A 13,634-nucleotide genomic window follows, 5' to 3' on the forward strand; every position below is an offset into this window, starting at 1 on the left:
CAGACATCAAAATCAACTAAGCGAACTTCTGCTGTTGGCCGCAGGCGGACCAAGGCCACGGTAGGCCGCCTTGTCGGAGACGAAGGCTATGGCGCGTATACGATGCGAGGTTCGCATCGAATCGGAAAATTCACTGAATTGGCGATGAAGCAGAAATGGTGCGCGCGCTCATGTAATTCGGCAGCCAGCGCTACAAAACCGTCATATGCCGCACCGCACTAGCGGCCACAAATTGAAGGCAGCAGCTTGGTAGTCAGAAAATCGGTCAGGCTCGGCGTTCCGCACGAACCGTGCGTGATCTGGCTTATGCCAAATATAAGCTGGCGGTCATTCAAAGCGGTGGTGTCCTCCAAAGGCAAGACCGTGATTGACCAGATTGACCAGACCCGCGAGCGTCTGGCGCGGGGTAATCGCCCCGGCGCTCGTTGACGAAGGCACGAGTCCCCGTCGTGAGCAGAGGATCATCGGGTCCGGTCGCTTGATTTCAACTCGAAGGCCCTGATCCAAAATGCATCAGAGACTGGCTCACATTTTTCCTTCGACCAATCCACCGACTCTGGCTGGACAATAGCTTCTGAAAAGCCGGCGAGTGCTAGGGCAGTCTCTACTACGCCTCGAAACCAGGCGAAGTCTTCGACTGACTCCACCTCAACGTCGTTTTCAGGTGAGATGACGGCGAATCCATTTCCCGCATGGGATACACCACCCACATTAACCAACTGGCTGGCGGCAAATTCGTCTAACCGTTCGATGGATCCAAAGCCCGAAATCTTAACGGCCAGTTGTTTCTTCTCCATGAGACATGCTCCTTCAAGTGTCAACTATGGTAAACGTTCTACCGCGCCGTGAGCGACCGCTCCTGGCCGGAAGCAGTCGGACGTAAAACGGCCGCAGATAGATAAAGGTTTTTAACTTGAATTGTCTCTCTAGGAAGAGTATCCAAGCCACGTAAACCGACGAGAGATCTCAATGATCCATTCTTCGCTAAGCATTTGATTCTTATAAATTCGAACTTCCACTTCGAACAACTCCCCACCCCCCCTCACCCCCCCGGCCGATGCTGCGCCAGCACTTCATGCAGCGACTGCGCCGCGCGCTGCAACACCGGCACCGCCCGCAACAGATCATCCAGCATGACCCGCGCAGTCGGCGCATGACACGCCACGGCTGCCACTACCCTATCCTCCGCATCCTTGACCGGCACCGCCACTGCGCTCATGCCGCGCACGAATTCCTCGTTGTCGATGCCGATTCCGCGCGCCGCCAGCCGTTCCAGCTCCTCTTCCAACTGCGCGGGATCGGTCAACGTGCGCGGCGTGTTCCGCGTCAGCGGCAGGCGCGCCAGCACGCGCCCCCGCTCCAAGCGGTTCATGGACGCCAGAAACAGTTTCCCGCTGGCCGTGCAGTGCATCGGCACATGGCTGCCCACGGCGAAGAACAGGCGTAGCGGCTCGGTGGTTTCCACGCGTTCCATGTAGATCACGCGGTCGCCGTCCGGCGCGGTCAGGTTGCAGGTCTCGCCCAACGTGCCGGCCAATTGCGCCAGTACGGCGCGGCAGGCCCGCGTGAATGCCGAGGCCCGCAGCGTCGACAACGCCAGCGATGTGGCCTGCGGCCCGGGCACGAAGCCATGCTCGGTCGGTGTCGCCGCGACGAAGCCGGCGCGCTGCATGGCGGCCAGCAGGCGCATCAGCGTGGTCTTCGGCATGTCCAGGCGCTGCGCCAATTGCGCCAGCGTGGGCGGATGCTGGGCCCGCGCCAAATGTTCCAGCACCACCAGGGCGCGCAGCGATCGCGCGGCCTCCTGCTGCACGGCGGGCGCGTCAACCGGCGCCTGCACCGATGCTGCACTGCGATTTTGAAACCGAAGTTGCATGTTCCGTTCCATTTCTCCGCCCCTACGCGTGTTGTGCTTTGCGTGCCGCGCCTGCTTCCTAGAATCGCCTCAATTCCCCGGCCCGCTCGCCGCGTTGCGAACGAAGGCCGGAACCGGCCCAGTATATAAGTGCGCCCCGCCGCGGCAAGCAGGGTAAACACGCCGTCGGCCGACGTGGCGAAGGCGGACGGCAACAGGGAGACAAGGCAACATGTCCGACACCGTGGATGTCATCGTGGTTGGCGCCGGCTCGGCCGGATGCGTGATGGCCAACCGGCTGAGCGCCGACGGCGCGCTGTCCGTCTGCCTGCTGGAGGCCGGCCCCAGGGACCGGTCCCCGTGGATACACATCCCCATCGGCTACGGCAAGACGATGTTCCATAAGGTGGTGAACTGGGGCTACTACACCGACCCGGACCCGAACATGCTGGGCCGGCGCATCTATTGGCCGCGGGGCCGCACCTTGGGCGGTTCCAGCGCCATCAACGGGCTGATCTATATCCGTGGCCAGCGGCAGGATTACGATGCCTGGGCCCGCGCCGGCAACCCCGGCTGGGGCTGGGACGACTGCCTGCCCGCCTTCCGCAAGCTGGAAAACAACGACCTGGGCGCGGGGCCGACCCGGGGCGTGGACGGCCCCTTGAACGCCACGTCCATCAAGACGCCGCACCCGCTCGTCGAAGCCATGATCGCGGCGGCCGGCACACAGGGCGTGCCGCACGTTCAGGACTTCAACACGGGCGACCAGGAAGGCGTCGGCTACTACCAGCTGACCACGCGTAATGGCCGCCGCTGCTCCACAGCCGTCGCCTATCTGCGCCCGGCCGAAGGACGCCCCAACCTGCGCGTGGAAACCGGCGCCCACACGATGGCCGTGCTGTTCGAAGGCAGCCGCGCCTGCGGCGTGCGGTATCGGCAAGACGGCCAGGTGCGCACCCTGCGGGCGCGGCGGGAAGTCGTGCTGTGCGCGGGCGCGCTGCAATCGCCGCAATTACTGCAACTGTCCGGCGTCGGTCCGGCCGCGCTGTTGCGCCAATTCGGCATCGGCGTGGTGCGCGACCTGCCGGGCGTCGGGGAAAACCTGCAAGACCACTTACAGATACGGCTGATATACGAGACGACGCGCCCCATCACCACCAACGATCAACTGCGCACACTGGCCGGCCGTGCCCGCATGGGGCTGCAATGGCTGCTGTTCCGCAGTGGTCCGCTGGCGGTCGGCATCAACCAGGGCGGCCTCTTCTGCCGGGTGGACCCGGCCAGCCGCACGCCCGACACCCAGTTCCACTTCGCGACGCTGTCGGCCGACCTGGCCGGCGGCAAAGTGCATCCGTTCTCGGGGTGCACGTATTCGGTCTGCCAGTTGCGGCCGTCTTCACGTGGCCAGGTCCGGCTGCGCAGCGCCGATCCGTTCGAGGCGCCGTCCATGCAGCCTAACTACCTGTCCACCGAGCTGGACCGCCGCATGACGGTCGCCGCCGTCAAGTACGCGCGCGGGCTGGCCGCGGCGGAACCGCTGGCCGGGTTGATGAAGCGGGAGTTCCGCCCCGGGCCCGACGTGCGCACCGACGACGAGATCCTGCATTTCTGCCGCGAATACGGCGCCACGATCTTCCACCCTTCCGGCACCGCCAAGATGGGGCCGCGCAGCGACCCGATGGCCGTGGTGGACGAACGCCTGCGCGTGCATGGCGTGTCCGGCCTGCGGGTCGTGGACTGCTCCATCATGCCGACGCTGGTGTCCGGCAATACCAATGTGCCCGTCGTGATGCTGGCCGAACGCGCGGCCGGCTTCATGCTGGAGGACCTGAAGGCGACACGGCGGCAGGCAGAGCCGGTCGCCGCCTGAAGCACGAACGATATCAGCAGGAAAGCATGGCGAACGGCAACGCAGAGTGCCCCGCCCCCCCATCAAAGGAGACTGGAATGGCCAAGCAAAACGAAGCTGCGGTGCGCCGCGTCGTCACCGCGTCGCTGATCGGCGCCACGATCGAGTGGTACGACTTTTTCCTCTACGGTGTCGTGGCGGGCATTGTCTTCAACAAGCTGTACTTTCCCACCGGCGACCCGCTGGTCTCGACCATGCTGGCCTACACCACGTTCGCGGTGGGCTTCGTGACGCGGCCGCTGGGCGGCCTGATCTTCGGCCATTTCGGCGACCGCATCGGCAGGAAAAGCATGCTGGTGATGACGCTGATGATCATGGGCGTGTCCACGTTCCTGATCGGCCTGGTGCCCACCTACGACAGCATCGGCGTCTGGGCGCCCATCCTGTTGCTGCTGCTGCGCGTGTTCCAGGGCATCGGCCTGGGCGGCGAATGGGGCGGCGCGGTGCTGATGGCCTATGAATACGCGCCGCCGGGCAAGAAAGGCTTCTACGCGTCGCTGCCGCAGATCGGGCTGGCGATCGGCCTGTGCCTGGCCTCCGGCACCGTGGCGCTGCTGTCCACCTTGCTGACGGATGAGCAGTTCATGGCCTGGGGCTGGCGCATCGCCTTCCTGGCGTCGGCGGCCATGGTGCTGGTGGGCATGTACATCCGCCTGAACATCAAGGAAACGCCCGAGTTCACGGCCGTCAAGGAAAGCAACGCCGAAAGCCGCATCCCCTTTTTCGACATGCTCAAGCGCTATCCGGGCAATGTCTTCAAGGGCATGGGGGCCCGCTACATCGACGGCGTGTTCTTCAACGTGTTCGGCGTGTTCTCGATCTCGTACCTGACGCAAACGGTGCAGATCACGCGGACCGAGGCGCTGACGGGCGTGATGGCGGCGGCCCTGGTGATGTGCTTCTTCATCCCGTTCTTCGGCCGCCTGTCCGACCGCATCGGCCGCACCCGCGTCTACTTCTGGGGCTCGCTGATCACCGCCGCGGCATCGTTCCCCGGCTTCTGGCTGATGCTGCACAGCGAGGGCAGCGTGATGCTGATCTGGTTGGCCATCATCATCCCCTTCGGCATTTTCTACGCCGCCATCTATGGCCCCGAGGCCGCGCTGTTCTGCGAGCTCTTCGACGCCAAGGTGCGCTACACCGGCATCTCGTTCGTCTACCAGTTCTCGGGCATCTTCGCCTCGGGCATCACGCCCATCATCGCCACCGCCCTGCTCAAGACAGGCGGCGGCCAGCCTTGGCTGATTTGCCTGTACGTGCTCTTTGCCGGGGTGGTGTCGGCGCTGTGCGCATGGCTGATCGGACGCGGCCGGCCGGCGGAAGAACCCGTCGGCCAACCCGCCCCGCCGCTGGCCCGCACCGGCTTGCGCAAGGCCTGATCGCGGCGCGCGGCCCCGGGCTCGGATGCGCGGGGCCGCAGGTTCAGGCGCGCGGCGGCCGCGCGAACCAGGCCTCGGCCAGCTTCACGAACGCGCTGGCGCCGATCGGCAACAGCGCGTCGTTGAAGTCGTAGCTGGTGTTGTGGACCAGGCACGGCCCGTGGCCGTGGCCCAGTTCGCGATGGCCGCCGTCGCCGTTGCCGATGAAGCAATAGCTGCCCGGCACCGCTTCCAGCATGAAGGAAAAGTCCTCCGCCGCCATGATCGGCGTTTGCGCCACCACGCGCTCTGGGCCGACCACCTGGGCCAGCGCCTCGCGCAAGAAGGCGGTTTCGGCCTCGTGGTTGATGGTCGACGGATAGTGCCGGGTGAAGACGAATTCGCATTCGGCGCCGAACATGGCCGCCACATGGTGCGCGACCTCGCCCATGCGGCGCTCGATCAGGTCCAGGGTTTCGGCCGTATAGGCGCGCACCGTGCCCCCCAGTTCGCAGGTGTCGGGGATGACGTTGACGGCCTCGCCCGCCCGCAACGTGGTCACGGAAATGACGGCCGTCTCCAGCGGTTTCTTGTTGCGGCTGATGATGGTCTGGAAGGCCTCGATCATCTGGCCCGCCGCCGGTATGGGGTCGATGGCCAGGTGCGGCATGGCCGCATGGCCGCCCTTGCCGCGGATCGTCACGTGGAATTCGCTGTTGGACGCCAGCACGGGGCCGGACGACGACGCGAAACTGCCCTCCGGGATGCCGGGCATGTTGTGCATGCCGAACACGGCTTCCATCGGGAATTTCTGGAACAGGCCGTCGCGCATCATCTCGCGCGCGCCGCCGCCGCGCTCTTCGGCGGGCTGGAAGATCAGGTAGACGGTGCCGTCGAAATTGCGGTGCTGCGCCAGATACTGGGCCGCGCCCAGCAGCATGGCGGTGTGCCCGTCGTGGCCGCAGGCGTGCATCACTCCCGGGTGCTTGCTGGCATGCGCGAACTGGTTCGCCTCCTGCATCGGCAACGCGTCCATGTCGGCGCGCAGACCCAGCGTGCGCGACGAGGTGCCGTTGCGGATCACGCCCACCAGCCCGGTCTTGCCGAAGCCGCGGTGCAGCGGGATGCCCCACCCTTCCAGCAGTTCGGCCACCCGCTGCGCGGTGCGGTTCTCTTCGAACGCCAGTTCGGGATGCGCATGGATGTCGCGCCGGATGTCGCGGATGGAGGGCGCGTGTTCAACAATCTCTTCAATCAGGTTCATGGCTGCCGGTGCCGGCTCCGTGGACGGAGCCGTTGATTCCAGGTTTGAGGGAAAGGGTGAAGGTCAGTCGGGCTTGATGCCCAGCTTGCGCAGCACGGGGCCCGAGGCCTCGCGCTCGTCGGCGACGCGTTGGGCGAAGGCCTCGGCGCTCAGATGGTACGGCAGCGACCCGTGGCTGGCGTACATCTGTCGCATGGCGCCGTCCTGCTGCGCGCGGCCGATCTCGGCGTTCAAGCGCTGGATGATGGCGTCAGGCGTGCCGGCGCGGGCCGCCAGCCCCAGCCACACCGCACCGTCAAAGCCGCGGAAATCCTGCTGCGCCAACGTCGGCGCGCGGCCAAAGGCCGCATCGGGCACGGCGTCGCTGATCGCCACCACGCGCAGGCGCCCTTCCTTGACCATGGGTTCGACCAGCGCGGTTCCGGCGAAATACATCTGCGTGTCGCCGGCAAGCACGGAATTGAGCGCCCCGGTGCCCGTCTTGAACGGCACGTGCATGATGTCCACGCCGGCCTGTTCGCGCAGCATTTCGAACAGCACGTGCGGCGGGCTGCCGTTGCCCGACGACGCGTAGTTCAACCGGCCCGGCTGCTGGCGCGCCAGCGCGAACAGTTGCGCCAGCGATTGCGCGGGCACCTTGTCGTTGACCGTCAGCGCCATCGGGATGACCGCCAGCGGGCTGACCGGCACGACGTCGCGCACCGGGTCGTACGTCAGGGCCGGAAAGATATAGGGATTCCACACCAGATGGGCGTTGGTGACGAGCGCCAGCGTGTAGCCATCGGGCGGTGCCGATTTGAGCTGCTGCATAGCCAGCAGGCCGCCGGCGCCGGGCTTGTTCTCGACCACGACGGGTTGGCCCAAGGCGTGGTGCAGCCGCTCGGCCAGCGGCCGGGCGAACAGGTCGGGCAGGCTGCCCGGACCGCCGTTAACCACGATGGTCACTGGCCGCGCCGGCCAGTCCGCCGCCAGTGCCGGCACGCCGGCCGCCAGCGTGGCGCTGGCTGCCAAGCCGGCCCAGGCCCACCGCAACCTGCTCCAAAACCCCGCGGGGCGCACCGCTGGCGCGCGCCCGGCACGCGGGGACGCCGCGCCGGATAGCTGCCGGCACGGCCGGCTGTCGCATGGACGTATCACTCTGCTTGTCTCCTCGTGCGCCTGCCGCCGGCCGAAGGCCAGGGAGTGCCAGCCGGCAAATGGCGGCGCTTTTTTTCTACGATAAGCAGCATAAATCTCGACGTCAATAATTTTTATCGAGATTTTGGAAAATAGGGCTAAATCATCCCTCCCCGGGCTGTTCCGCCGGCCGCGCGCCCGGCCATCCCCCGCCCAGCGCCTTGAACAGGGTCGCCAACGCGATCTGGCGCTGGGTGCTGACCTCGATGTAGCTCAACTGGTCGGTGAACGCGCTGCGCTGGGCGTCCAGGTAGCGCAGGTGGCTGTCCACCCCGCCGCGGTAACGGGCTTCCGACAGGCGCATGGCTTCCTGGCTGGATGCGGCCAATGCCCGCCGCGACGCTTCTTCGCGCCGCAGCGTGTCGGTGGCGGCCAGCGCGTCGGCCACCTCCTTGAATGCCGTCTGGATGGTCTTTTCGTACGCCGCCACCGCGATGTCCTTGCGCACGTGGGACAGGTCCAGGTTGGCCGTGTTGCGTCCGCCCGCGAAGATCGGCAGCGTGATCTGCGGCGTGAACGACCAGGCGCGCTGGCCCCCGTCGAACAAGTTGGACAGGTCGGCGCTGGAAGAGCCGAACAGGCCGGTCAGCGAAATGCTGGGGAAGAACGCCGCCCGCGCCGCGCCGATGCTGGCGTTGCGCGACTGCAGCTGGTGTTCGGCAGCGAGGATGTCGGGCCGGCGTTCCAGCAGTTCCGACGGCGCGCCCGCCGCGATCTCCTGCAGCAGCACGGGCGAAGTCGCCAGTTGTTGAGGCAGGTACGGGCCCAGGTCGTTGACGCCCACCAGCAGGGCCAGCGCATTGCCGGCCTGGCGCACTTCGCGGTCCATCCGTTCCAGCTCCGCCCGCGCCTGCTCGGTCAGGCCCAGCGCTTCCTGGTAGTCCAGCGCCGTGGCCGCCCCGGCCTGACGCCGTTTGACGATCAGTTCCAGCGATGATTCACGGCTGGCCAGTGTCTGGCGCGTGACCAGCAGGCGGCGCTGCGCGCTGTCGCGCGTCAGATACGCCTGGATCACTTCCGCCACCAGGCTGATCCGGGCGCTGTGGGCGGTTTCCTCGGTGGCCAGGTACTCCTGCAGCGCGGCGTCCGACAGGCTGCGCACACGCCCGAACAAATCGATCTCGAACGACGTCAGGCCGATTCCGGCTTGATAGGTGCTTTGCACGCCCGCGCTGCCCGTGCCGCTCAGGTCGCCCGGCACCCGTTGGCGCGTGCCCGTGCCTTGGGCATTGAACCCCGGCACGCGGTCGGCGCGTTCGATCCGGTACTGGGCGCGCGCCGCTTCGATGTTCAGCACGGCCTGGCGCAGGTCGCGGTTGTTCTCAAGCGCCAGCGCCACCAGTTGACGCAGCGGCGCATCGGTCACGAACGACTGCCAGTCCAGCGTCGCCGCCGCCGACGGCGCTGCGGGCGCGGCCGCCTGATTGAACCCCGCCGGATACTGCGCGGGAATCGGCGCGTCGGGCCGTTGGTGGACGGGCGCCAGCGAGCATCCCGCCAATACCGCGCTCAGGGCCAGGGCGCTAAGGCGCAAGGGGAAAAAGGTTTGCATCATGAGTCCTATTCCTTGGCCGTGCTCGGGGCCGGCAAGGCATCGGATGCCGGCTGGCCGCGTGTCTTCGACACCAGCGACAGCACCCACACAAAGAAGATGGGCACGAAGATCACGCCCAGCAGCGTGGCGGTCAGCATGCCGCCGATCACGCCCACGCCCAACGCACGCTGGCTGGCGGCGCCCGCGCCGCTGGCCAACGCCAGCGGCACCACACCCAGGATGAACGCCAGCGACGTCATCACGATGGGGCGGAAGCGCAATTTGGCGGCCTGGATGGCGGAATCCATCAGCGAATGGCCCTGTTCGCGCAGGCTCTTGGCGAATTCCACGATCAGGATCGCGTTCTTGGCGGCCAGGCCGATGATGGTGATGAGGCCGACCTTGAAGTACACGTCGTTGGACATGCCCAGCACCGTCACGGCCAGTACCGAACCCAGCGCGCCGATCGGCACGATCAGCATGACCGACGCGGGGATGGCCCAGCTTTCATACAAGGCGACCATCAGCAGGAACACCACCAGGAATGCCAGCGCGAACAGCATCGGCGCCTGGGCCCCCGCGAATTTCTCCTGATAGGACAGGCCCGTCCATTCGTAGCCGATGCCGCTGGGCAGCTCGGACACGATACGCTCGATTTCAGCCATCGCTTCGCCGGTGCTGCGCCCGGGCATGGCATCGCCCGCGATCTTGAACGCCGGGTAGCCGTTGTAGCGCGAGATCTGCACCGGCCCGGTCTCCCAGTCGGTCTTCACGAAGGCGCTCAGCGGCACCATCCCGCCCGACTTGTTGCGCACGTTCAGCATCAAGATGCTCTCCGGCGTCATGCGGTCGCGCACGTCCGCCTGCACCACCACGCGCTGCAAGCGCCCGGCGTTGGCGAAGTCATTGATGGTGGCGGACCCGTACGCCGACGAGATCGCCGTGCTGATCGTGTCGAACCCGATGCCCAGTGCCTCCGCCTTCTGGCGGTCGATGTCCAGGCGCAACTGCGGCGCATCCGCCAGGCCTTCCATCATGGCGTAGGCGATCACCGGCGAACTGTTGGCCTTGGCCAGCAGCTGGTTGCGGGCTTCCGTCAGCGCCGCGCGGCCCAGACCGCCGCGGTCTTGCAGGCGCAGCGCGAAGCCGCCGGAGTTGCCCAGTCCGTCGATGGGCGGCGGATTGACCGCCATGACCGTGCCGTCGTCGATGGCGGCAAAACGCGCGTTCACGCTATCGGCAACGTCGGTGGCCGCCTGGCCCTTGCCGCGTTCGGACCAGTCCTTCAAGGTCGGGAACGCGATGCCCGCGTTCTGGCCCGTGCCCGAAAAGCTGAAGCCCATCACCGTGAAGGCGTCGCCCATGGCGTCCAGCGACATCAGGTGCTGCTCGACGTCAGCCACGACCTTGTCGGTGCGGGTGTGGGTAGCCCCTGGCGGCAACTGGACGTCGACGATGACATAGCCCTGGTCTTCCGGCGGCACGAAGGATTCGGGCACGCGCACATACAGCACACCCAGCACCGCCACGATCGCCACGTAGATCACCATATAGCGGCCGGTGCGCTTGACCAGCCGCGAATTCAGCGCCTCGAAACGGCTGGTCAGGCGGTTGAAGCTGCGGTTGAACCAGCCGAAAAATCCTTTCTTTTCATCGTGATGGCCCTTGGGGATGGGCTTGAGGAACGTGGCGCACAGCGCCGGCGTGAAGGTCAGCGCCAGGAAGCCCGAGAACAGGATCGACACCGCCAGCGATAGCGAAAACTGCTGATAGATGACGCCGACCGAGCCGCTCATGAACGCCAGCGGCAGGAACACGGCGGACAGCACCAGCGTGATACCGACGATGGCGCCCGACACCTGCTCCATCGCCTTGATCGTGGCTTCGCGCGGCGGCAGGCCCTCTTCGGCCATGATGCGTTCCACGTTTTCGACCACCACGATGGCGTCGTCCACCAGGATGCCGATGGCCAGCACCATGCCGAACATCGTCATCATGTTCACTGAAAAGCCCAGCACGGACATCACCGCGAAGGTGCCCAGCAGGCACACCGGCACCACGATCGTGGGGATCAGCGTGTAGCGGATGTTCTGCAGGAACAGGAACATCACCAGGAACACCAGCACCATCGCCTCAAGCAGCGTGTGCACGACCTTTTCGATCGCCACGCTGACGAAGCGCGAGGTGTCGAACGGCACTGAGAATTCCACGTCTTCGGGGAACGACGCCGACAATTCCTGCAGGCGCGCCTTCACGACCTTGACGGTATCGATCGCGTTGGCGCCCGGCGCCAGCTGCACCGCGGCGCCGACCGACTTCTTGCCGTTCAGGCGCGTTTCGAAGTCGTAGCTCTGACGGCCCACTTCCAGCCGCGCCACGTCCGCCAGGTGCACGGACGAACCGTCGTCGTTGGCGCGCAGCACGATCCTGCCGAATTCCTCCGGCGAGTCCAGCATGCCCTTCACGGCCAGCGTGGCCGTCAATTCCTGCTCGGGCGAACCGGGGCGGCTGCCGAAGCTGCCGGCCGGCACCTGCACGTTCTGCGCGGCGATGGCCGCGTTGACGTCGGCCACCGACAGGCCCAGCCCCAGCAGCTTCTGCGGGTCGATCCACACGCGCATGGCCGCTTCGGCGCCGAAGAACTGCACCTTGCCCACGCCGTCGACGCGGCGGATCTCGTTGTTGATATTGCGCGCCGCGTAGTCGGACAGGCCCACCACGTCTTTTTGCGCGTCATCGCCCTTGTAGGTCAGGGCGTAGATCATCAGAAAGTTCGAGCTGGCCTGCTCGACTTGCAAGCCCTGCTGCGTCACGGCGGACGGCAAGCGGGCTTCGGCCTTCTTGATGCGGTTCTGCACGTCCACCTGGGCCAGGTCGGGGTCCGTTCCCGGCTCGAACGTGACGGTGATTTCCGCGCTGCCGCTGGAGCTGCTGGAGGACTCGTAGTACAGCATGTGCTTGGCGCCGTTCAGCTCTTCTTCGATGACGCTCGTCACCGAATCGACCAGCACCGACGCGGACGCGCCCGGGTACACGGCGGCGATCGTCACCTGGGGCGGCGCCACCACCGGAAACTGCGACACCGGCAGCGACGGGATCGCCAGCAAACCGGCGAGCGAAATGAAGATGGCCACCACCCACGCGAAATTGGGGCGGCCAATGAAAAACTTGGACATGATCTATCCTTGGGAATGCATGCGGAGCGCGGGCGGCCGGTCAGTTGGCGGCAGGGGCCGAGGCCTCGCCGGCGGCAGCGACCTTGGGCTGCGCCACGGGTGTCACGCTGACTTTCTGGCCGGGTACGGCGGCGTTGACGCCGCCCACGATGACGCGGTCACCCGCGCTCAAGCCCTCGACGATGTGCCAGTCGCTGCCGCGCATCGTGCCGGTCTGCACCAGGCGCGAGGCCACCACGTCGTCCTGCCCCACCACCATGACCTGCGGCTTGCCGTCGGTGCTGCGCGTCACGGCGCGCTGCGGTACCAGGATGGCTTCGGCGTCCACGCCTTGCCGCGTCTGCACGCGCACATACATGCCCGGCAGCAGCAGCACATCGGGATTCGCGAATTCGCCGCGCACGGAAACCTGCCCCGTGGTCCGGTCCACCGCGATGTCCGAGAACAGCAGGCGGCCACTGCGTTGCTGGTCCGTGCCGTCGATGGTCAGCGAGATGTCGGCGCCCTCGCCCTGCCCCAGGCTGCCGTTCTGCAGCGCGGCGCGCATGCGCAGCATGTCCGCAACGGGCTGGGTGAAGTCCACGTAGATCGGGTCCAGTTGCTGGACCTTCGCCATGACGGTGGCCTCGTTCTGTCCCACCAGCGCGCCCTCGGTGACCTGGGCGCGGCCGATGCGGCCCGAAATCGGCGCCTTGACCGTGGCGTAGTCCAGGTTCAATTGCGCGGTTTCCACGTCGGCTTGCGCCGAGCGGCGCGCCGCCTGGGCGCTCTTGAGCGTGGTGATGGCGGTGTCGAAATCCTGCTGGCTGACGGCTTCGATCTTGACCAGCGGCGTGTACCGCTTGACGATGGCCTGGGCGTCCGACACGGCGGCATCCGCCTTGGCCAGGTCGCCCTGGGCGCGCGACAGCGCCGCCTTGAACGGCGCCGGGTCGATGCGGAACAGCACGTCGCCCGCCTTCACGTCGGCGCCTTCCTGGAAATTGCGGCTAAGCACGATGCCCGCCACGCGGGCGCGCACCTCGGCCACCCGCACAGGTTCGACCCGCCCGGGCAGCGCGCTGGTCAGCGCGAAACGTTCGGGCTGCACCGACAGCACTTGCACCGCACGCGGTTCGGACGCTTGCGAATGGGCATCCTGATCGCCGCCGCAACCGGCCAGCAAGATTGACGCCAACAACGCCGTGAGGGGCCACTGCCACCTGGTTTGATTCTTCAACATCTGTAACCCCCGCCCGCGGCGACCTGAATTCAATAAGCCGCTGATGCTACCGCAGAGTTCAATTTGAATCAATGATGATTCATATGATTCTGTGAAGTTGATTACATTCGGCTTAACAAGTTTTTACTTGCCAATTACGC

The 13,634-nt window shown here is 66.2% G+C and carries 9 protein-coding genes; 2 read left to right on the plus strand and 7 right to left on the minus strand.

Annotated elements, in window-relative coordinates:
• Positions 1–461: 461 nt before the first annotated feature.
• The gene (locus tag A9973_RS08950; protein ID WP_183013414.1) at positions 462–797 is read right to left on the minus strand and encodes a hypothetical protein; all 336 of its coding nucleotides are present in this window, start codon (positions 795–797) and stop codon (positions 462–464) included.
• Positions 798–1,042: 245 nt separating this feature from the next.
• Positions 1,043–1,888, minus strand: a complete 846-nt coding sequence (locus A9973_RS08955) for an IclR family transcriptional regulator (RefSeq protein WP_183013415.1) — start codon at positions 1,886–1,888, stop codon at positions 1,043–1,045.
• A gap of 199 nt (positions 1,889–2,087) precedes the next feature.
• Here A9973_RS08955 and A9973_RS08960 point away from each other — a divergent pair, with 199 nt between their 5' ends.
• Together A9973_RS08960 and A9973_RS08965 are read left to right on the plus strand one after the other, a co-directional pair.
• Positions 2,088–3,725: a GMC family oxidoreductase gene (locus A9973_RS08960; RefSeq protein ID WP_183013416.1), complete on the plus strand. Its 1,638-nt coding sequence runs from the start codon at positions 2,088–2,090 to the stop codon at positions 3,723–3,725.
• A gap of 77 nt (positions 3,726–3,802) precedes the next feature.
• Complete coding sequence (locus A9973_RS08965; RefSeq protein ID WP_183013417.1) at positions 3,803–5,143, plus strand: MFS transporter; 1,341 nt, start codon at positions 3,803–3,805, stop codon at positions 5,141–5,143.
• Positions 5,144–5,186: 43 nt separating this feature from the next.
• On the opposite strand, the gene A9973_RS08970 is transcribed toward A9973_RS08965, so the two are convergent.
• From A9973_RS08970 to A9973_RS08990, 5 genes are all read right to left on the minus strand, one after another.
• On the minus strand, positions 5,187–6,386 hold the full coding sequence (locus A9973_RS08970) for a M20 aminoacylase family protein (protein WP_183013418.1): 1,200 nt from the start codon (positions 6,384–6,386) through the stop codon (positions 5,187–5,189).
• 63 nt (positions 6,387–6,449) lie between these two features.
• Positions 6,450–7,397 (minus strand): tripartite tricarboxylate transporter substrate binding protein, encoded by a 948-nt coding sequence (locus tag A9973_RS08975; RefSeq protein ID WP_255469093.1) that lies wholly within the window; start codon positions 7,395–7,397, stop codon positions 6,450–6,452.
• A 268-nt stretch (positions 7,398–7,665) separates the two neighbouring features.
• Positions 7,666–9,117, minus strand: a complete 1,452-nt coding sequence (locus A9973_RS08980) for an efflux transporter outer membrane subunit (protein WP_183013419.1) — start codon at positions 9,115–9,117, stop codon at positions 7,666–7,668.
• A 5-nt stretch (positions 9,118–9,122) separates the two neighbouring features.
• Positions 9,123–12,272, minus strand: a complete 3,150-nt coding sequence (locus A9973_RS08985; RefSeq protein WP_183013420.1) for an efflux RND transporter permease subunit — start codon at positions 12,270–12,272, stop codon at positions 9,123–9,125.
• Between the two features lie 40 nt (positions 12,273–12,312).
• Positions 12,313–13,494: an efflux RND transporter periplasmic adaptor subunit gene (locus A9973_RS08990; RefSeq protein WP_183013421.1), complete on the minus strand. Its 1,182-nt coding sequence runs from the start codon at positions 13,492–13,494 to the stop codon at positions 12,313–12,315.
• Positions 13,495–13,634: the final 140 nt, after the last annotated feature.

Origin of the sequence: Achromobacter sp. UMC46 (assembly GCF_014170335.1) — a bacterium.
Taxonomy (GTDB): domain Bacteria; phylum Pseudomonadota; class Gammaproteobacteria; order Burkholderiales; family Burkholderiaceae_B; genus Achromobacter.

Excerpts from the sequence above, each read along its gene's own strand:
- A9973_RS08950 (WP_183013414.1), bottom strand. The coding sequence starts at position 797 with ATGGAGAAGAAACAACTGGCCGTTAAGATTTCGGGCTTTGGATCCATC.
- A9973_RS08955 (WP_183013415.1), bottom strand. The coding sequence starts at position 1,888 with ATGGAACGGAACATGCAACTTCGGTTTCAAAATCGCAGTGCAGCATCG.
- A9973_RS08960 (WP_183013416.1), top strand. The coding sequence starts at position 2,088 with ATGTCCGACACCGTGGATGTCATCGTGGTTGGCGCCGGCTCGGCCGGA.
- A9973_RS08965 (WP_183013417.1), top strand. The coding sequence starts at position 3,803 with ATGGCCAAGCAAAACGAAGCTGCGGTGCGCCGCGTCGTCACCGCGTCG.
- A9973_RS08970 (WP_183013418.1), bottom strand. The coding sequence starts at position 6,386 with ATGAACCTGATTGAAGAGATTGTTGAACACGCGCCCTCCATCCGCGAC.
- A9973_RS08980 (WP_183013419.1), bottom strand. The coding sequence starts at position 9,117 with ATGATGCAAACCTTTTTCCCCTTGCGCCTTAGCGCCCTGGCCCTGAGC.
- A9973_RS08985 (WP_183013420.1), bottom strand. The coding sequence starts at position 12,272 with ATGTCCAAGTTTTTCATTGGCCGCCCCAATTTCGCGTGGGTGGTGGCC.
- A9973_RS08990 (WP_183013421.1), bottom strand. The coding sequence starts at position 13,494 with ATGTTGAAGAATCAAACCAGGTGGCAGTGGCCCCTCACGGCGTTGTTG.